Below are 18,287 nucleotides of genomic sequence, written 5' to 3'. Positions count from 1 at the left end.
GGGGCGTCAGCCCTTGACGGCGCCCGCGGTCAGCCCGTCGAGCAGCTGCTTGCGCAGCAGGAAGAACACCAGGATCGTCGGTACCGAGGCGAGCACCGCGCCGGCCAGGACGAGGTCGTAGGAGCGGTTCTCGGACGCGAACAGGATGTTCAGGCCCAGCGGGATCGTGTACTGCGACGAGTCCGAGAGCAGCACGAGCGGCCAGAGGAAGCTGTTGTAGCTCTGCAGGAAGCCCCAGACGCCGAGCGCGCCGAGGGAGGGGCGCAGCAGCGGCAGCACCACGCGCCAGAAGGTGCCGAACTCGCTGTTGCCGTCGATCCGGGCCGCCTCGATGATCTCGTCCGGGATGGACTGGACGATGAACTGCTGCATCATGAAGATCCCGAACGCGGGGGCGACCCACGGCACGATCAGCGCGAACCACGGGTTCGAGAGCCCCGCCTTCACGATCAGGATGAACAGCGGCACCAGGATCACGACGAACGGCACCGACAGCGAAGAGAACATGATCGTGAAGAGCACCTTCTTGCCGCGGAAGGCGAACTTCGCGAAGCCGTAGCCCGCCATCGCGCAGACGAAGACCGAGACCGCGGTCGCGAGCAGCGAGGTGCCGACGCTCATCCCGAACCAGGCCCAGAAGGGCTGCGTGGTCAGCAGGTTGACGTAGTTGTCGGTGGTCGCGGGGTTCGGGACGAGCGAAGGGGGAGTGGAGAAGATGTCGCCGCGGTCCTTGAACGAGCCGCTCAGCGCCCACAGCAGCGGGAACACGAAGACGAGCAGCAGGGCCGAGAGGGTGATGTAGAGCAGTCCGCGGCGGGCGCGCTCGCCGCCGCTCGCCCGGCGCTGCCTCCGCGGGATGCGGCGGTCCGGAGCGTCGGCGGTGACGATTCCCGTGGTGGCGGTCATGAGGTTCTCCCGATGGCGAGGGCGCGGTTGAGGATCTGGCTGACGGCGAAGACGAGCACGAAGAGCACGACTCCGGCCGCGGCGGCGTAGCCGAACTGCTGGCGTTCGAACGCGGCGCGGTAGATGAACATCGAGACGGAGAGGGTCGCCTCGCCCGGCCCGCCCCGCGTGAGCAGGTAGGGCTCGTCGAAGAGCTGGGCGGCGCTGATGAAGGAGGTGACGACGACGAACGCGGTCACCGGCCGGATCGCGGGGAGCGTCACGGTGCGGAACTTCGCGAGCACGCCGGCGCCGTCGAGCTCGGCCGCCTCGTACAGCTCCTTCGGCACGGCCTGCAGCGCGGCCAGGAAGAAGATCGTCAGGTAGCCGACCGTGCGCCAGAGCAGGACGAAGCCGATCGCGACCTTGGCGAGGGTCGGGTCGCCGAGCCAGTCGATGTCGCCGAACCCGAAGACCGCGCGGATCAGCGAGTTCAGGAGCCCGTAGCTGCGATCGAAGATCAGGCTGTAGATCAGCGCGATGACGATCGGCGAGAGCACCATCGGGATGAAGAAGGTGAGCCGGAACAGATCCCGCGCCTTGAGCCCGCGGGCGTTCAGGCCCTGCGCGATCATCAGCGAGCACGGCACGATCACGAACACCGCGATCAGCGTGTAGATCAGCGTGTTCACCAGCGCGACGCCGAAGCTCGTGTCGCCGAGCAGGTCGCCGTAGTTGGCCAGCCCGACGAACTCGGGAGAGCCGAGGCCGACCCACTCGGTGAGGCTGAGGTAGATCGCCGCGCCGACCGGGACGATCATGAACAGCGCGTAGAGCAGGTAGAACGGCGCGATGAAGAGGTACGGGGCCCTGCCGCCGGAGGTGTTCAGGCGCTTCCGCTTCGCGGCGCGCCGGGCCTCGAGCGGGGAGCCGCCGCGGCCGTCCTGGGCGGAGGCGGGCGCCCCGGCCGTGGTGAGAGTCGACATCATCGATCCTTAGCTGCGGGCCTGGCCGCGGAAGTCCTCGGCCGTGGCGCGGAGCGCCTGCGCCGGGGAGAGGGTGCCCTTGTAGGCCTGGAGGAGGTAGCCCGACAGCACGGTCGTGAGGATCTGCTGGTCCTGGCTCTGGAAGAGCGACGGGACCTCGTCGATGATCTCGCCGTAGACCTCGAAGAGCGCCTGGCCGCCGAAGTAGTCGTCGGTGATCGTCGCGAGCTCGGGGTCGTCGTAGACCGAGCGCAGCGTCGGCAGGTAGCCGAGATCGCGGTAGCGCTTCACCTGCTGGGCCGGGTCGAGGTAGGCGGCGAGGACGAGCTCGACGGCGGCGTCGCTGTTGGCCTTGCCGGTGACCGCCGCGAAGCCGGTGCCACCGCCGACGGCCGTGCGGCTGCCGCCGTTCTCGAACCGCGGCAGCGCCTTGACCCGCCAGAGGCCGGCCTGCTCGGGCACGTTGGGCTTGATGCCGTAGCTCGAGTACCAGGTGGGCATGTCGACGCCGAGGATCGAGCCCTGCTTGAGGCCGCTCTGCATGCTCGGGCCGTAGTAGTCGGCGACGGTCGTGAAGAAGCCGGAGGCGAGTCCGTCGACCGCGAACTGCAGTGCCTCCTCGGCCTCCGGGGTGGCGAGATCGAGGTTCCCGTCGCGGTCGAAGAGCTGCCCGCCGCGCTGCATCAGCAGCAGCTGGTAGCCCTGCACGACCTGCGGCAGATCGCTTCCGACGGAGAGGGCGCCGAACGAGACGCCCTCGCGGGCGCTGATCTCGCCGCCGACGCGGGCGAACTCCTCCCAGGTCTCGACGTCGGTGGGCACGCCGAGGCGCGCGAACTCGTCCTCGCGGTAGTAGTAGACGGCGAGCGGGGTGTCGGAGTCGAGCGCGTAGAGGGCGCCGTCCTTGCTGAACGCGTCGACGCGCGCGGCGATGAGGTCGTCGCGGTAGGGCGCGGTCGCCTCGGTGAGATCGACGAGCAGCTCGGGGGCGATCGAGCCGCGGAGCGTGCGCGCGAAGTTCGCGACCTCGATGCCGACGAGGTCCGGCGTGCCGGAGCCGGCGACGGCCTGCGCGATCAGCTTGGTGACGATGTCGGTCGCGCCGATCTTGGTGACGTCGAGCGAGTAGGCGAAGTCGGTGCGCGCGTCGGCGAGCGCGAGCGCCTCCGTGAAGAAGGCCACGTAGCCGTCGTCGTGGGTCCAGAACGAGAGGTCGACGGCTCCGGACTCGACGGCCGCCTGCGGGCCGGTCGCGGCGCAGGAGGCGAGCAGGGTGGCGAGGGCCGCCGAGCCGCCGGCGGCGGCGCCGAGACGGAGCAGCCCGCGGCGCGAGAGCGCGGGGGACAGTGGGTGCATGGAGGAGCTCCTTCGGAGAAGGGGGAGGGACGGGCCGGCGGGCGCGCCGGAGGGACCGCGCGGAGGCGGCTGGTGCCGACCGCGCGGACGGCGGCGGGGGAGGGACGGGTCGGGGGGTGGAAGAGCTAGGGGAGGGGGAGACGGGGGACGGGGGCCGGAGTCGCCGGCGCCAGAGCGGCGCGCTCGGGATTCGCGGGACCGGTGGAGGCGCGGACGATCAGCTGGGCGGGGACGGAGCGGTGGCGGTCGGTGGGCGCGTGGCCGTCGAGCGTGCGGATCATCCGGTGCATCGCGATGCGCGTGACCTCGGCGAAGTCCTGCTTGACCGTCGTGAGCGGCCGGTGCAGGTACTCCGAGATCGGGTCGTCGTCGAAGCCGACGACGCTGAGGTCCTCCGGGATGCGCAGGCCGGCGGCCTCGGCGGCGTGGATCGCGCCGACAGCCATCTGGTCGTTGGCGGCGAAGACGGCGGTCACGTCCCGGCGGTGCAGGATCGAGGCCATGGCCTCGGCGCCGGAGCGCGGGCTCCAGTCGCCACTGAGCACGGGCGGCTCGGCGACGTCGGCATCGGCGAGGGCGGCCCGCCAGCCGTCGATGCGGCGGCGGGTGGCCGACCAGGTGCCGGCGCCGGCGATGTGCCAGACCGTCTCGTGGCCGAGAGCGAGGAGGTGCTCGGTGGCGCTGCGGGCGGCGCCGGCCTCGTCGGTGCCCACGACGAGCTCCTCCGGGCGATGCTCCTCGCTCGGGTGGTCGAAGCTGAGCACGGTGACGTCGGCGGGGATGCTCAGGCGAGGGTGCCCGAAGTCGACCGGCTCCGAGAGGATGATGCCGTCGACGCCCTGGTCGACGAGCGTGTCGACGGCCTCCTGCAGCTCGGCGCCGCTGTTCTCGACCGTGCGCACCACGCTGAGGAAGTAGCCGGCGGCGCGGGAGGCCTGTTCGACGCCGTCCAGGATCGCGGAGGGCCCGTAGAGCGAGGTGCCCATCGTGACCATGCCGATCCGGCGGCTGCGCTGGGTGGCGAGCGCGCGGGCGGCGGCGTTCGGCCGGAAGCCGAGCGTGCGGATCGCGGCGGTGACCCGCTCGCCGATCGCGGGGGAGACGTGCGCCTCGCCGTTGACGACGCGGGAGACGGTCTTCTGACTGACACCGGCGGCACGGGCGACGTCGGCCATCGAGACGCGGCGACCGCGGTCGTCCGGCTGCGGCACGGCCTTCGATGCGTCCATGTCGCAGCTCCTTCGCTCGTCCTCTGCCGAGGAGTTGACAGCGCAGTCAACGGCGCCGTGCGATGAGTACAGCACGGATTGACTGCGCAGTCAATCGCGGCGGACCCTCGGACATTCGTTGAACGGCCCCAGTGGGGACGGCAGGTCTCGACACGCCCCCGCGGGGCTACTCGACCAGCATGCGAGGGGCGGGTCGTCTCATGCTGATCGAGTAGCCCGCGCAGCGGGCGTATCGAGATCCACCGGCGTCAGAACGCGGGTCTGCAGACCGGCCTGCTGGTGACGGCGGGTCTCGATACGCCGCCGCCGGCGGCTACTCGACCAGCATGCAAGGGGCATGTCGACATGCGGCCGCCGCGCTCGGGTTCATGCTGATCGAGTAGTCCGCGCAGCGGGCGTATCGAGATCCACCGGCGTCAGACGGCGGGTCGACGGGCCGATCTCGCGGGTCAGCCGCCGAGGGTCACGCGGAGGAGCTTCTCGCTGCTGTTGTTCGGGATGCTGTCCTTGTCGCCGGTGTTGGAGGTCGTCATCCAGAGGCCGCCGTGACCGTCGGGCTCGACGGTGCGCAGGCGGCCGTAGGTGCCGACGAAGGCCGAGGTCGGGGTGGCCAGCGCGTCGCCGACGATGGGGGCGCGGTAGAGCCGGGTGCCGCGGAGGCAGGCGATGTAGACGACGTCGCGGACGACCGTGAGGCCGGAGCAGGAGCCCGCGGAGGTCGGGTAGGTCTGCTTCGGGGCGAGGAAGCCGGCGGTGCCGCAGCTGCCGGACGTCCCCTCGCAGGCCGGCCAGCCGTAGTTGCCGCCGCGGACGATGAGGTTCGTCTCGTCCATGACGCTGTTGCCGAACTCCTGCTCCCACAGGCGGCCCTGCGAGTCGAAGGCGAGCCCCTGCGGGTTGCGGTGCCCGTAGCTCCAGACGGCGTTCCCGAAGGGGTTGTCCGAGGGGATCGAGCCGTCCGGGTTGATCCGCAGGATCTTGCCGCTCAAGGAGTTCAGGTTCTGCGCGGTGGCGGTGTTCTGGCCGTCGCCCGTGCTCACGTAGAGCTTGCCGTCGGGGCCGAAGCGCAGGCGTCCGCCGTTGTGGTACTTGTTCCGGAGGATCCCGGAGGCGAGGACCTGCACGGTGCTCGTGTCGAGACGGTCGCCGACGAGCTTCAGGCGGATCACCCGGTTGTCGGTGGGGGAGGTGTGCATCACGTACAGCCACTGGTCCGTGGCGAACGTCGGCGACACCGCGATCCCCAGGAGGCCGCCCTCGCCGTCCGTGCTCTGCACGTTCGGCACCGTCCCGAGGCTCGTCTTCACGCCCGTCGTGGGGTTCAGGCGGACGATGTCCTGCGCGTCGCGGCGGGAGTAGAGCACGGTCCCGTCGGGAACGGTCGTCAGCCCCCACGGGATGTCGGTGTCGGTGGCGGTCTGGGTCACGGTGCAGAACGCGGTGCTGCAGGCCCCGCCGGTGGTCACCGCGGCGGCAGCGCTCCGGGCGGAGGTGTTGCCCTGGGCGTCGACGGCGGCGACCGTGTAGGAGTAGGCGGTGTTCGCCGCCAGGCCGCTCTCGGTGAAGGTCGTGACCGGCGCCGTCGTGCCGCTGCCGGCGACCGTGCCGACCTGCGCGGAGCCGCGGAAGACGCTGTAGCTGCGCACTCCGACGTCGTCGGTGCTCGCGGTCCAGGTGAGGGTGACGGCGGTGCCGGACGCCCGCGCGGTGAGGCCGGTCGGGCGGGTGGGCGCCTGGGTGTCGGTGCTGCACTGCGGGATCGTGACGGCGACGGTCGCGCTCGCCTGCGAGACGTTCCCGGCGGCGTCGCGGGCGTTCACGTAGAGGCCCCACTGCGCACCCGGCACCACGTCGAGGCCCGTGGAGAGGACGTTCCCGGCGACCGACTTCATGAACTGTCCGTCGTGGTAGACGTCGTATCCCGCCACTCCGACGGCGTCCGTGGACGCGTTCCAGGTGAACGTGGCCGTGCGGCAGGCCAGGTTCGTCACCCGCGGGCTCGTCGGCGCGGACGGGGCGGTGGTGTCCGCGACGGCCGCGGTCGTCCGCCACTTCTGCCAGTCCCCGCCGGCGCAGGCCGCGATCTGCACGGACGAGCGGTTCGCCGTCTTCCGGTCCTTGACGCTCAGGCAGAGGCCCGAGGCGACGGCGCGGATCGTGCCGTCGCTCTCGATCCGCCAGCGCTGCCCGTCCCCGCCGACGCAGTCCGAGATCTGCACGTCGGCGCCGGCCGTCGTCGCGCGGTTGCGCACCTCCAGGCACTTCGTGCCGCCGTAGACGGTGATCTCGCCGGTCGTGGCGATCGTCCACTTCTGGTTGGCGCCGCTGTTGCAGTCGTAGAGCACGACGATCGTCCGATTCGCGGTCGACCCGTTCGGCACGTCGAGGCAGCGCTTCGAGGCGACCCCGGTGATCGGGCCGACGACGGGAGCCGCTGCGGCCGCCGCCTGCGCCGGAGCGGGCGCGGCCTGGGCGGGAGCGCCCGAGACGACGAGCGCGACGGCCAGCACGGCGACGGCGAGACTGCGGGGGACGGCGAGACTGCGGGGGACAGCGAGACGACGACCAGTGAAACGCATCAGCGGGTTCCTCTACGGGCGGAGCGACCGGGCGCCTGCACGACTCGCCCAGTGCCGACCCTGGCACTCGAGACGACCTGCGACAACCGGTCCCGGCTGTCATCTCGCGCCAGATCCCGCATCCCGCACCTCGGGTCGGTCACCCTGGCGGCTTCCGGCTGGTTGCGATCAGCGCGGCCCGGGATACAGCACCGCGGACTGCGCGTGGACGTGCGGCGCGTGGTCCGCCCTGACCCGACGGAGAATCGAAGGCGGAGGTGATTCCCGTGGTCGAGGTGATCAGGCGAGCGAACAGCCTGCAGCGTCGGATCGCAGCGGGACAGGCGGATCCGATCAGCGACCGCGAGCGCGAGCAGCTCGAGGAGCTGCGCCGGACGTTCATCCGCCGCTTCGGGGAAGAGCCGGACGATCGGCCCGCAGCCCGCGACCGCTAGGTGGTCTCGCCCTCGATGATGCGCAGGGCGAGGTGGAGGGCGGACGCCTCGATCGGCTCGCCTGTGACGGCCGAGAGGAAGCCCGCCACGCTGAGGTGAACGGCCTCGGAGGCGGGGTAGTCAATGGTGGTGAGGCGAGGCACCACGACCTGGGAGACCGGCGTGTTGTCCATGCCGATCACGGCGAGATCCTCGGGGATGCGACGCCCGCGGATCGTCGCGGCCGCGAGGAGAGCGACCGCGATGTCGTCGTTGTAGCAGGCGATCGCGATCGGGCCCTCCGCCAGGGAGTCCACGACGGCCAGCACCTCGTCGCGGTCCACGCCCAGCCTGAGGATCGCCGGCGCGGCCAGACCCTGGTCCTGGCACTCGTCGCGGACGCCCGACTCGCGCTCGTCCCCACTTCACGGTCCCGCTGTGGTTCGCGGAGGAGGGCGGCTGGACCGGCGACACCGCGCACGCCCGCTGGCGCAGCTACGTCGACACGATCCTTCCCGTCCTCACCGGCGTCGAGTGGATCATCACCTTCAACGAGCCGAACATGCTCTCGATGATGATCAAGGCGCAGCAGATGTTCGACACCGGCCGTGCCGGCGAGCAGGTCGGCCCTGCTGCGGAGGAAAGCGTCGATGCCGGCCGTGGGTGGAGTCTTCCGGACCCTGAGGCCGAGACCGGACACCGGTTGGCCGAGCTACACCGCGCCGTCCGTGACACGATCCGCGAGAGCACCGTAGCGAAAGTCGGCTGGAGCATCGCCTGCCAGGCCTTCACCGCGACGCCGGGCAACGAGGCGAAGCTGACCACCGTCCGCTACGTCTGGGAGGACCTCTACCTCGAAGTATCACTTCGTGGGGGTCCAGTCCTACTCCTCGCAGGCCGTCGACGAGAACGGACTCGTCCCTCACCCTCCGCACCCGGACAACACGATCACCGGCACCGCGTACCGCCCCGACGCGCTCGGTATGGCCGTCCGCCACGCCGCGGAGATGGCCGGCGTCCCGATCCTGGTGACCGAGAACGGCATCGCCACCGCCGACGACACCCGTCGCATCGCCTACACCGAAGGCGCCCTCGCCGGGCTCTCCGACGCCGTCGCGGACGGCATCGATGTCCGCGGCTACCTGCATTGGAGCATCCTCGACAACTACGAGTGGGGCCACTGGGGACCCACCTTCGGACTCATCGCCGTCGACCGGGAGACGTTCATCCGCACCCCCAAGCCGAGCCTCGCCTGGCTCGGACAATGCGCCGCCACACACCGGCGCGCGGTCTAGCTGGCGATCAGAGGAGAGCAACTCGACCCTCACTGCTTAGAACACGCTGCACGAGCGGCTCGACGGCGCCGTCGGCGGCCGGTTTCTCCTGGAGATGCTCGCCCAGGGCGGCTGGACGGGAAAGCACTGCGCCCCGCGCGGCAGCTGACTCTCCGAGCGATGGTCGAGCTGGGCGGAGGAGCCTTCCCGCAGGAGCTGGTCGAGACGCTTGCGAAGCAGGCCGGCGGCGGCGTCATCCCGCCGGAGGAGACCGAGGTGCCACAGGGCTCATCCGACGGTTTCGCGGGCAAGACCGTGATCGCGACCGGCGCCGGCTCGAGCATCGGACGCGCGACAGCCCGCCGCATCACGCGCGAGGGCGGCCGAGTGATCGCCGTCGACGTGGTGCCTACCGGGATCGAGGCTCTCGCCGCGGCATCCCCCGAGGGCCTCATGGTCACGGTCGCCGCCGACATCACCTCAGCCGAAGGAGTCGCATCGATCGTCGCCGTAGCGGGCGGAAGCATCGACGGGCCGGCGAACATCGCCGGCATCATGGACGGCATGACCCCACTGCACGAGGCGGACGACGCCCTGTGGCACCGCGTCTTCTCGGTCGACGTCGACGGGACGGTCGCGCTGAGCCGCGCGGTGCTGCCCGCGATGCTCGAGGCAAGGGTCGCGGCGCCATCGTGAACGTGGCGCCGGAGGCCGCGCTTCGAGGCAACGCTGCAGGCTTCGGCCAGAGCCTGCACTGGCGCTGCACGCGGACCCGCTGGTCGACCGACCGGCCGGCCGTCCACCCGTCAGCTCGGAACAGGGGTGTGCAGAGGGACGCGATGTCGACGCTACTGCGAGGCTCGTCTCGGGAGAGAAGCGTCGCCTCCTCCTCTGGACGATCGGGCGCGAACGCCCGCGCGAGAGGCGCTTCTCGCTCTGATGCGAGCCTGTCGTTCATCGGCGCTCCTGATGAGTCGGTCTGGCCGCGACTCTCGTGCGCGGAACCTCACACCTGGATCGTTCGACGTCGAACGGCGTCGAGAGTCTCGAAGACGGCGACGGCGTCCTCCAGAGTGTGCAGGGGATGCTCGAGGAGCCCGGCTGTGATGGCGCGGGTGACCTCGCGCAGCATGGGGACGTAGCCGTGGCCCTCCCGCTCGACCTCGTGGCGCCGGGCGGTCGGTCCGGTGGGGCCGTAGCCGTGGACGGTGAGCCCCGAGGCGAACCAGAAGCCGGGATCGATGCCGATCCAGCCGGTTCTGCCCGAGACGGAGGCGGTGCCGGCGAGGAACTCGACCATCGAGCTCGCCCCCTGGGCGAAGCGCCCGCCGCCGTACTCGAGGGTGAAGTGGGTGCTGAGGTCGATGCCGAGAGGGTCGATCACGCCGGTGGCGGTGACGCTCTCCGGCGCGCCCAGCATCAGGTGCGCGAGGGTGACGGGGTAGATCCCCTGGTCGAGAAGCGAGCTGCCGCCGCGCTGCCAGCGGCTGGAGCCGTCGCGCGGGAAGGGCGCGCCGAACGCCGCCTGCACGGCGCGCACCTCGCCGATCTCACCGGAGTCGACGATCTCGCGCACGAGCGCCATCAGCGGGGTGAACCGCATCCACATGGCCTCCATGAGGAAGACGCCCGCGCCGCGCGCGATCGCGGACAGCTCGCGGACCTCGGTCGCGTCGAGTCCGAGGGGCTTCTCGCAGAGAACGTGGCGTCCACGCTGCAGGGCCTCCTTCGCCAGCGCGAAGTGGGTGACGTGGGGAGTGCCGAGGTAGACGGCGTCGAGGTCCGCGTCGAGCATCGCCGAGTAGTCGGAGAACCGGAGCGGGATCGCAAACTCGTCGCCGAATCCCGCAGCATTCGCCGCGGTACGCGAAGCGACGGCGACGAGCTCCGCGCCGTCGACGAGGCCGAAGTCTCGCGCGATCTGCTGCGAGATCGGCCCCGTCCCGGCGATGCCCCAGCGGACGACGGCCGTCATCGCTTCCTCGTGGATCCCGGCACCGGCTCAGGCCGCCGGTGTTTCGAGGAGCCTGACCCGCACCGCGGTCACGCCGTGCGCGCCGAGGATCATCAGCCGCTCGTCGCCGTTGAGGATCCGTCCCTCGACCCACTCGCCGTTCTGGAGCCGCAGCTCGCGGAGGCCGTCGATCTCGACCTGCACGCCGTCGCGGCTGAAGTCGATCATGGTCTGCTGGCCGAGGGCGAGGTACTCGAGCGGCCCGGTCTGCAGGACGATCCCGAAGGCGCGCCCGTCCGCGGGGGAGGGGGCGTGCGCCGTGGGCAGGTTCTCGTCGGGGAGCGGCGCCGGCTCGGGGAGCCGGACTCCGACGTCGAGGAGCAGGTTCGCCAGCATGCTCGGCGCGCTGCGCGCCACGACGGTCATCCCCTCGATCTCCGTCGTGAGCGACTCCGTCCCGGCATCGAGGGCGAAGCCGATGATGCGGCCCGCACGCTGGGCCTCGAGGATCTGTGGGGCGAGGGCGAGCAACTGCCGGAAGGCGCCGTACAGCTGGCTGCCCTCGCGGACGTCGTCGACGCCGAACACGTGATAGCCGAGGGCGTCGAATCCGCCGATCGCACGGAAGGCGTCGCCGGTGAGGACGCGCGCCTCGGGGATGAAGAGCGGGTTGTCGGGGGCCGAGTACTCGCGCATCACCGGCTCGCTGTGCTGGACGTAGATGTCGGGGGAGACGAAGTCGAGCGCCGGTCCCGCGACCTTCCACACTCCTCGCATCCGCGCGGTCGGGCCGCCGCTGGGGTACTGGCCGGGGGCGTCCTGCCCCGGCTGCGGCCCGAGCCACGCGTTCGCGTAGGCGGGCAGCGCCTTGACCGTCTTGCCTGCCGCGGCGAGGGTGCCCAGGTAGCTGCCGTAGCCCCAGGACATGAAGACCTCGTCCGCCACGGGGTCGTCGTCGCCGAAGCGCTCCTGCCAGGAGGCTCCGTCGGAGCGGGAGCGCTCGAAGAGCGCGACGACGTCCTCGTGGAAGCCGGCGGGCTCGTTCGAGACGGCCTCGACGAGCGCGGCGGGGACAGGTGCGAGCCAGGCGCGCCGAGCGGGGTCGGAGAGGTCGCGGCTCGCTCCAAGCAGGCCCACCTCGTTCTCCACCTGCGTCATGATCACGGTGTGGACCTCGTCCACGCGGGCGAGGTGCTCCATCAGGGCTGTGTAGGCGACCTGGTCCGCACGACGGAGCTCGTCGGAGAACACCGAGAGGCCGGGTCGGGGCATGGATCCGTCGTAGGTGAGCGGGGCGCGCAGCGGCGACGGGCCGCGGTCGGCTCGTTCGAACCGCGTCGTGTCGGCGCGAACCCAGGTCGGGGCGTAGGTCGAGAGGGCGTTCTTGAAGGCGCCGAACCAGATCAGGACGAGTCGGACGCCCGCGGAGCGCGCACCCTCGAGCAGCGCGTCGACGACGCCGAAGTCGAACTCGCCCTCCATGGGCTCCACCTGGTCCCAGCCGACCGGGGCGACGATCGAGCTCACGCCGGACGCTCCGATCGTCGACCAGATCGGAGCCATGTGCCGCGGGTCGGACGGGCTGGAGTTGTGGAGCTCGCCGCCGAGGCAGAGGAACGGAGCGCCGTCGACGATCAGCTGCGTCGGACGCGCCGAACGGTCGAGGCGGGGGAGGTCGGACACGGGGGCTCCTGAGGTGAGGGGGGTCATCGGTTCAGCTCCTCGGCGATGCGGCGGGCTCCGCGCACGGCGAGGGCGACACCGGTGAGGGTGGGATTGCAGGCGGTGGCGGTCGGGATGACGCCGTTGCCGGCGACGAAGAGACCGGAGTGTCCCCAGACCTGGCCCGTCGGATCGCAGACGGACGTGCCGTCGTCGGTCTCGCCCATGCGGACGCTGCCCTGGTAGTGCAGCGAGGCGCCGGCCGGGAAGAGGCGCGGCTCGTCGCCGAGGGGGCGGCCGACGGCCAGAGCCGCGGCGAGGATCGACTCGCGCGCCCGCGCCAGTGTCTCGTGGTCCTTGCCGGTGAGCGTGTAGTGGATCCGGAGCGCGGGCATCCCGTACTCGTCGGTCTCGTCGTCCGAGAACGCGACCCGGTCGGAGGCCTGGAGATCCTTGGCGCAGAACCAGCCGAGCCCGACGATCGAGCCGGGGATCGTGTCGAAGTCCAGCGGAACGGGCGAGGCGTCGAGCTGCATGACCTGGCCGTGGAACGGGAACTCGTCGGTGAAGGGGATCCAGGACACTCCGCTCTGCGCGGTGATCGCGGTGTCCGCGCCGGAGGCGGTAGGGACCTCGGGCACGTCGGTGAGGATCGCGCCGTGCACCATCTGCGGCTGGTCGTTGAGGTAGCGGCCGAGCGCCTCGGGGCGGACGCCGGAGGCGTGTAGCACCTGGGGCGTGCGGAGGCTGTCCGCCGCTACGACCACGAAGCGGGCGGCGACGTCCTGCTCCGCTCCGCTGCGCCGGTCGCGCACGGTGACGCCGGACGCCGCTCCGTCCTCGGTGAGGACACGGGTCACGAGGGACTCGTCGAAGAGCGTGAAGCGCTCGTTCTCGCGGGTGGCGTCGCCGAAGACCACGTCCGAGCCGGACCAGATCAGCGACCCGTCCTCGGTGCGGCGCACGGCGAGCGGCATCGGCTGCACCCGGCGGTCGGGCGAGCGGCCGGCGTCGAGGGCGGCGGAGAGCCGGGCGCGCACGTCGCCGGCGAGAGGTGCGTCGCCGAGGGCGTCGGCGGTGACGGAGAGGAGTCGCTCGGCCTCGGTCAAGAGCTCGTCGAGATCGGGGAGGAACGCGATCCGCTCGCTGGCGCCGGGTCGCGGGCAGGCGCCGGTCCAGTGCGCGGCCATGCCGCCGACGTTGCTCGACATCGCGGCGGCGGGGAGGCCGTCCTCGCCGGGCTGCTGCCAGCCGTCGGCGAGGAGGAAGGTGCCGGCCCGCTGCATGCGCGCGGCGTCGGTCGCGTAGTCGTCCAGGGTGTCGGTCGACGTCTCGCCCTGGGGGCGCGGCCCCTCCGACCGGCGCTGCGCCCGCGCGCGCTCGTGCAGATCGGCGATGTTCTTCACGTGCGTCCCGGGCGGATCGCTGATCGTCGGTCCGACCTCGAACAGGGCGATCGAGGCCCCGGGGGAGCGCTCGCTCAGGATGCGGGCGTAGGCGGCGCCCGCCGGCCCGCTTCCGATGATCGCGACGTCCACCCTGTCCGGGTAGCCGCGGGAGTCGTTCGTCCTGTCCGTCATGTCGAGCCTTTCGGGAGCCGTGCCGACGAGCCGGTCGAGCCCCGTCGGTCGTCGACCAACTTATGTGCTTCACGCACCTAACCGCAAGAGCCGACCACGGTTCCCGACCTCGTCCGGTGTCCTGGCAGCCCTCTCGCGGCCCTCCGCCGGCGCAGCACTTATGCTCGGAGGGACCCTAGGAGGACGCGGTGACCGTGGACACGACGACGACGACGCCCGCGGAGCACGCCGCCTCCCTTCTCGGCGGCTTCGACGTCCCCGGCGGTTCGGTCGCTCCGGCCCTCGAGGCGGCTCCGCTCGCGGCGATCATCGAGCTCGTCCGGACCGGCCGGGCGGCGACGCGGCCGGAGCTCGTCGCGGCGAGCGGCCTGAGTCGCAAGATCGTGACCCAGCGCGTCGAGCAGGCTCTCGCGCTGGGACTGCTGGGCGAGGGAGGGCTGGCCCCGTCGGAGGGCGGCCGCCAGGCCCGGACGCTGCACTTCGCCGCCGACGCCGGGCACGTCTTCGCGGCCGTGATCGGCGCGTCCGAGTTCACGGTGGCCGTCTCCGATCTCTCCGGCACGCTGCTCGCGACCGGGCACGAGGACTGGAGTGTCGCGAACGGCCCGCAGGAGACTCTGGAGCGCGTGCGCCTGCAGTTCGAGCGGGTCGCCGCGAGCGCCGGGGTGTCGCGCCCGTGGGGGATCGCGATCGGAGTGCCCGGCCCGGTCGAGTACGGGTCCGGCCGCCTCGTCGCGCCGCCGATCATGCCCGGCTGGCACGACGTCAACGTGCGCGCGTGGTTCCGCGACCACTACGACGCCCCGGTCTGGGTCGACAACGACGTCAACCTGATGGCCCTGGGCGAGTGGGCCGCGGGGGCGCACCGGGACGGTCGCGACATGCTGTTCGTGAAGGTGGGCACGGGCGTCGGCGCCGGGATGATCATCCGCGGGCGCCTCATCCGCGGCGAGCGCGGCGGCGCGGGCGACATCGGCCACATCAAGGTGTCCGACGACCCCGCCGCGGTCTGCCGCTGCGGGCGGATCGGCTGCCTCGAGGCGGTCGCGAGCGGCTGGTCGCTCCTCCACGCCGCACAGGATCGCGCCCGGGAGAGCCCGCTCCTCGCGGAGGTCGTCGACCGGGGCGACGCTCTCGCTCTCGGGGACCTCGGGCGAGCCGCTCTCGAGGGCGATCCGCTCTCGATGGAGCTGCTGACGAGCGCGGGCCGCATCGTGGCCGGCGTGGTCGCGAATCTCGTCAACGTGCTGAACCCGGGGGTCGTCGCGATCGGCGGCGGCGTCCTGCGGGGCGGGGAGTACTTCGTCGATCTCGTGACCGACGCGGTCCGGTCCGGCTGCACCGATCTGGTCGCCGAGCGCCTCGTCATCCGCGCGGCGAGCCTGGATCAGCTGGAGGGCGTCACCGGGGCGGCGCTGCTGGCGATCGAGAACGTGCTCGCCCCCGCCGGCCTGACCCAGTGGGTCGGCGAGGGCGTGCCGTTCGGCCACGCGACGGCGCTGCAGCGCTACGCCGGGGCGTTCAACTGACGGTCGTCTCCTCGAGCTGCTCGACGGGGAACGGCTCGGCGAGCGGCTCATCGGATCCGACGTACGTGAAGGCGGTCAGCTCGGCCCTTCCGACGCCGACCTCGATGCCGATGATCCGCCCGGTCATGCCGCCCGCCACCTCCGTGGAGACGTAGCGGCCGTCGGCGCGCCCCGTCTCGGTGAAGACGCCGTCCACGACGACACCGCCGACCAGGTGGTCCGGGCCCCGTGCCTCGAAGAAGCCTCCTTCGACGGGGAAGGTGCGGATCTGCAGCTCGGCGCCGGTGACCGCTGCCCGCTCGTCGAGGACGACGCGGTGCCCGCCGACCACGAGCACGGTGCTCAGGCGATCGCCCTCGAGCTCGAGCCGGAACCGGTGCCGGCGGTCGATCCGCACGGAGAGGGCCGCCTCGCCGGTCGTGCTGAGAGCCGCGCGGGCGGAGAAGAAGAGGCGGTCCTGGCGGCGTCCGACGAACGTCTCCTGACTCCCGGAGCCGGTGAGGGTCCATCCGTGCTCGGACACCTCGACCACGTCGGTGGGGAACACCTCGTCGCCCACCCAGGTCGGCGGCAGCGCCTCACCCCGCACCAGGGTCTCCCGGCTCGGCCGCTCGGGCGGCTCGATCGGCGCTCCGACGACGGGCCAGCCGTCAATCCACTCCACCGCTGAGGCGAACGTCTCGCGGCCGAGGACGTGCCACTCCGGACTGCTCCCGCGAGGTCGGACGGCGAGGTAGACGAGCGCCCACACGCCGGGTGCGATCTCGACCAGGTCCGAGTGCCCGGTGCTCTGCACGGAGGAGGAGGTGCCGCGCTTGGTGAGGATCGGGTTCGCCGGATTCCCGGTGAAGGGCCCGGAGGGCGACGGGCCGCGGGCGATTGAGACGGAGTGCCCGCGCTCAGTGCCGCCCTCGGCGATGAGGAGGTACCAGTGCCCGTCGCGCTCGAGCAGGTGCGGCCCCTCCGGGAACTTCCCGCCGGTGCCCGACCAGAGCAGCCGCGGCTCGGTGAGGACCTCTCCCGTGGCGGGGTCGATCTCGACCTGCGCGATCCCGGTGCGACCCGCGTAGGTGACGTAGCAGGTTCCGTCCTCACCCCAGGCGATGTCGGGGTCGATGCCGTCGATACCCGGGATGCGGATCGCCTCGGACCAGGGGCCGGCGGCGTCCTCTGCGGTGACGAGCACCTGCCCCTGCTCGTCGGCGACGTTGGTCGTGATCATCCAGAAGCGTCCGTCGTGGTGGCGCAGGGTCGGCGCGAAGATCCCGCCGGAGGGGCCGGTCCCGGCGAGGGGGAGCTGGTCCGGCCGGTGGAGGGCGTGCCCGACCAGCGTCCACGTCCTGAAGTCGGTCGACGCGTGGATCGGCACGCCGGGCGCGTACTCGAAGGTCGAGTTCGCCAGATACGCGACGCCGTCCACGACGCAGACCGACGGGTCGGGGTGGAAGCCGGGGACGACGGGACGCTGGTCTGACGCGGTCATGCGGTGAGCCGATCCTCGATCGAGTGCAGCAGGGCGTGCTGGCGGCGGACCTGCTCGATGGACCGGTAGGGCAGGCGGTCGCCCTCGTACTCGCTGGAGAGGTAGCCCGACCACTCGTTGTCGATCAGGGTCTGCATGATCTCCTCCCACGGGATCTGCTGGTCGACGAGGTCCTCGTCGATGTCGAAGAACTTGGTCTGGATGAACGCGGTGTAGGGCAGCACCTCCGCGAGATCCGACATCGGGACGGCGAGGGGCTTCCGCCAGCCCTCGTCCACGGCCTCCTCGCTCAGACCGTCGTGCTTCGCGGTGGTGACGGTCCGCTGGAAGATGCCGGTGTCGAGCATGAGCCGGAAGTTCGGCGAGCCGGTGCGCTCGATGAACGCGAGGTACTCGTCGACCACCGGGTGCTTGATCGGGGTCGGCGCGTGGATCTCCGGGCAGATGATGAGCCCGAGCTCGTGGGCGAGGTCGAGGTTGCGCTCGACGACCTTTTCCCAGATCGGGTGCGGCGTGAGGTCCATCGCGATCACGCCGATCTTGGGCCGGATCGTGGTGAAGCCGAGCGTCGACGCGAGCCGGAGGTCGCCGGCGAGCATCCGTGCGCCCTGCTCGGCCGAGAGGTCGCGGTCGCGCCAGAGCCGCGAGTCGATCCACGAGCCGTAGTTCGTCGGCTCGAGGCGGTACGTCTCCAGGAGGCGCTGCCACTCGTCGATCCACGCGGTCCCGGGAGCCGGGTACCCGCTGATGTTGCCCTCGCCGAGGATCTCGATGCCGGTCGCGCCGAGGTCGGCGATCTCGGCGAAGGCGTCCTCGAGGGTGAGGACGGTGTTCATGTCACCGGTGTAGCTGTACAGGGACACCCCGTACTTCAGTGCAGCGCTCATGCGACGATCGTGACCTTCCGCTCGGAGTGGAACACCGACGGCTGGAACTCCGCCGGAATGTAGGGGGCGTGGATCGCGATGTCCACGGCGAGGTCGTGCACGCCGACGGGGAGTCCGCCGGGGTGGGGGACCGTGATGGTCGCGACCTCGTCCAGCTGCCAGCGGACCTCGGCGTCGGTCGCGCGGAGCTCCTGGATGCTGAACTCGCGGCCCTGGAGGGTCCAGCGCGGGACCTCGCGGTCCCAGGACAGGTCGCCGACGGTGACGTCGACACCGTCGATCAGGCTGCCCCAGACGCCCCGGTAGTTGGGCATCCGCAGCGTGAACTGGAAGCCGGTGACGGCACCGTCCTCCTCGACGTTCCGGACGCCCCGGGTCTGGATGAGCTCTCTCTCGAGCATGGTTCTTCTCCTGATCTGTGCAGGGGACCGCCCTGTGCGGGCGGTCCCGATGAAGTCTTCGAGGGGCCG

16 protein-coding genes are annotated in these 18,287 nt (G+C 71.4%); 4 read left to right on the top strand and 12 right to left on the bottom strand.

What is annotated here, in order from left to right; translation table 11 throughout:
• Positions 1-6 precede the first annotated feature (6 nt).
• The 5 genes from HQQ86_RS19490 to HQQ86_RS19470 all read right to left on the bottom strand — a co-directional run bounded on the left by HQQ86_RS19490 (position 7) and on the right by HQQ86_RS19470 (position 7,035).
• On the bottom strand, positions 7-906 hold the full coding sequence (locus HQQ86_RS19490) for a carbohydrate ABC transporter permease (RefSeq protein ID WP_173290166.1): 900 nt from the start codon (positions 904-906) through the stop codon (positions 7-9).
• The gene (locus tag HQQ86_RS19485) at positions 903-1,871 is read right to left on the bottom strand and encodes a carbohydrate ABC transporter permease (protein ID WP_173290164.1); all 969 of its coding nucleotides are present in this window, start codon (positions 1,869-1,871) and stop codon (positions 903-905) included. Before HQQ86_RS19485 ends, HQQ86_RS19490 begins: the two co-directional genes overlap by 4 nt.
• Before the next feature lie 9 nt (positions 1,872-1,880).
• Positions 1,881-3,227 carry an ABC transporter substrate-binding protein gene (locus HQQ86_RS19480; protein ID WP_173290162.1) on the bottom strand — a complete coding sequence of 449 codons (1,347 nt, stop codon included), beginning with the start codon at positions 3,225-3,227 and terminating at the stop codon, positions 1,881-1,883.
• Between the two features lie 125 nt (positions 3,228-3,352).
• Positions 3,353-4,456 carry a LacI family DNA-binding transcriptional regulator gene (locus HQQ86_RS19475; RefSeq protein WP_173290160.1) on the bottom strand — a complete coding sequence of 368 codons (1,104 nt, stop codon included), beginning with the start codon at positions 4,454-4,456 and terminating at the stop codon, positions 3,353-3,355.
• A gap of 449 nt (positions 4,457-4,905) precedes the next feature.
• Entirely contained in the window at positions 4,906-7,035 is a 2,130-nt protein-coding gene (locus tag HQQ86_RS19470) for a PQQ-dependent sugar dehydrogenase (protein WP_173290158.1), read from the bottom strand.
• A gap of 266 nt (positions 7,036-7,301) precedes the next feature.
• On the opposite strand from HQQ86_RS19470, the gene HQQ86_RS19465 reads away from it, so the two are divergent.
• Complete coding sequence (locus HQQ86_RS19465; protein WP_173290156.1) at positions 7,302-7,469, top strand: hypothetical protein; 168 nt, start codon at positions 7,302-7,304, stop codon at positions 7,467-7,469.
• On the opposite strand, the gene HQQ86_RS19460 is transcribed toward HQQ86_RS19465, so the two are convergent.
• On the bottom strand, positions 7,466-7,822 hold the full coding sequence (locus HQQ86_RS19460; RefSeq protein WP_173290462.1) for a substrate-binding domain-containing protein: 357 nt from the start codon (positions 7,820-7,822) through the stop codon (positions 7,466-7,468). The genes HQQ86_RS19465 and HQQ86_RS19460 overlap by 4 nt on opposite strands.
• Before the next feature lie 495 nt (positions 7,823-8,317).
• On the opposite strand from HQQ86_RS19460, the gene HQQ86_RS21040 reads away from it, so the two are divergent.
• Positions 8,318-8,743, top strand: coding sequence for a family 1 glycosylhydrolase (locus tag HQQ86_RS21040; protein WP_216845655.1), 426 nt, complete (start codon positions 8,318-8,320; stop codon positions 8,741-8,743).
• A gap of 159 nt (positions 8,744-8,902) precedes the next feature.
• Positions 8,903-9,418: an SDR family NAD(P)-dependent oxidoreductase gene (locus HQQ86_RS19450; protein ID WP_173290154.1), complete on the top strand. Its 516-nt coding sequence runs from the start codon at positions 8,903-8,905 to the stop codon at positions 9,416-9,418.
• A 310-nt stretch (positions 9,419-9,728) separates the two neighbouring features.
• Here HQQ86_RS19450 and HQQ86_RS19445 read toward each other — a convergent pair whose 3' ends face one another.
• The 3 genes from HQQ86_RS19445 to HQQ86_RS19435 are packed head-to-tail and all read right to left on the bottom strand — an operon-like array spanning position 9,729 to position 13,918.
• The gene (locus tag HQQ86_RS19445; protein WP_173290152.1) at positions 9,729-10,697 is read right to left on the bottom strand and encodes a Gfo/Idh/MocA family protein; all 969 of its coding nucleotides are present in this window, start codon (positions 10,695-10,697) and stop codon (positions 9,729-9,731) included.
• Positions 10,698-10,724: 27 nt separating this feature from the next.
• Complete coding sequence (locus HQQ86_RS19440) at positions 10,725-12,386, bottom strand: DUF5597 domain-containing protein (RefSeq protein ID WP_173290150.1); 1,662 nt, start codon at positions 12,384-12,386, stop codon at positions 10,725-10,727.
• Positions 12,383-13,918: a GMC oxidoreductase gene (locus HQQ86_RS19435; RefSeq protein ID WP_173290148.1), complete on the bottom strand. Its 1,536-nt coding sequence runs from the start codon at positions 13,916-13,918 to the stop codon at positions 12,383-12,385. Before HQQ86_RS19435 ends, HQQ86_RS19440 begins: the two co-directional genes overlap by 4 nt.
• 188 nt (positions 13,919-14,106) lie before the next feature.
• Here HQQ86_RS19435 and HQQ86_RS19430 point away from each other — a divergent pair, with 188 nt between their 5' ends.
• Positions 14,107-15,447, top strand: coding sequence for an ROK family protein (locus HQQ86_RS19430; RefSeq protein ID WP_173290146.1), 1,341 nt, complete (start codon positions 14,107-14,109; stop codon positions 15,445-15,447).
• Here the strand turns inward: HQQ86_RS19430 and HQQ86_RS19425 are convergent.
• Genes HQQ86_RS19425 through HQQ86_RS21535 form a run of 3 tightly spaced genes read right to left on the bottom strand, consistent with a single transcriptional unit; the run spans position 15,440 to position 18,218 of the window.
• Entirely contained in the window at positions 15,440-16,930 is a 1,491-nt protein-coding gene (locus tag HQQ86_RS19425; protein ID WP_173290144.1) for a glycoside hydrolase family 43 protein, read from the bottom strand. The genes HQQ86_RS19430 and HQQ86_RS19425 overlap by 8 nt on opposite strands.
• Entirely contained in the window at positions 16,927-17,817 is an 891-nt protein-coding gene (locus HQQ86_RS19420) for a sugar phosphate isomerase/epimerase (protein ID WP_254072216.1), read from the bottom strand. Before HQQ86_RS19420 ends, HQQ86_RS19425 begins: the two co-directional genes overlap by 4 nt.
• Positions 17,814-18,218, bottom strand: coding sequence for a DUF6379 domain-containing protein (locus HQQ86_RS21535; protein ID WP_254072215.1), 405 nt, complete (start codon positions 18,216-18,218; stop codon positions 17,814-17,816). Before HQQ86_RS21535 ends, HQQ86_RS19420 begins: the two co-directional genes overlap by 4 nt.
• Between the last annotated feature and the right edge of the window lie 69 nt (positions 18,219-18,287).

Source organism: Rathayibacter sp. VKM Ac-2857, from assembly GCF_013205025.1.
Taxonomy (GTDB): Bacteria; Actinomycetota; Actinomycetes; order Actinomycetales; family Microbacteriaceae; genus Rathayibacter.
The sequence above is the reverse complement of the archived record's forward strand: the minus strand, read 5'-3'. Positions and strand labels throughout refer to the sequence as shown.

What these genes read in the sequence shown, in the direction of transcription:
- HQQ86_RS19490 (WP_173290166.1), bottom strand. Translation starts at nt 906, where the DNA reads ATGACCGCCACCACGGGAATCGTCACCGCCGACGCTCCGGACCGCCGC.
- HQQ86_RS19485 (WP_173290164.1), bottom strand. Translation starts at nt 1,871, where the DNA reads ATGTCGACTCTCACCACGGCCGGGGCGCCCGCCTCCGCCCAGGACGGC.
- HQQ86_RS19480 (WP_173290162.1), bottom strand. Translation starts at nt 3,227, where the DNA reads ATGCACCCACTGTCCCCCGCGCTCTCGCGCCGCGGGCTGCTCCGTCTC.
- HQQ86_RS19475 (WP_173290160.1), bottom strand. Translation starts at nt 4,456, where the DNA reads ATGGACGCATCGAAGGCCGTGCCGCAGCCGGACGACCGCGGTCGCCGC.
- HQQ86_RS19470 (WP_173290158.1), bottom strand. Translation starts at nt 7,035, where the DNA reads ATGCGTTTCACTGGTCGTCGTCTCGCTGTCCCCCGCAGTCTCGCCGTC.
- HQQ86_RS19450 (WP_173290154.1), top strand. Translation starts at nt 8,903, where the DNA reads ATGGTCGAGCTGGGCGGAGGAGCCTTCCCGCAGGAGCTGGTCGAGACG.
- HQQ86_RS19445 (WP_173290152.1), bottom strand. Translation starts at nt 10,697, where the DNA reads ATGACGGCCGTCGTCCGCTGGGGCATCGCCGGGACGGGGCCGATCTCG.
- HQQ86_RS19440 (WP_173290150.1), bottom strand. Translation starts at nt 12,386, where the DNA reads ATGACCCCCCTCACCTCAGGAGCCCCCGTGTCCGACCTCCCCCGCCTC.
- HQQ86_RS19435 (WP_173290148.1), bottom strand. Translation starts at nt 13,918, where the DNA reads ATGACGGACAGGACGAACGACTCCCGCGGCTACCCGGACAGGGTGGAC.
- HQQ86_RS19425 (WP_173290144.1), bottom strand. Translation starts at nt 16,930, where the DNA reads ATGACCGCGTCAGACCAGCGTCCCGTCGTCCCCGGCTTCCACCCCGAC.
- HQQ86_RS19420 (WP_254072216.1), bottom strand. Translation starts at nt 17,817, where the DNA reads ATGAGCGCTGCACTGAAGTACGGGGTGTCCCTGTACAGCTACACCGGT.
- HQQ86_RS21535 (WP_254072215.1), bottom strand. Translation starts at nt 18,218, where the DNA reads ATGCTCGAGAGAGAGCTCATCCAGACCCGGGGCGTCCGGAACGTCGAG.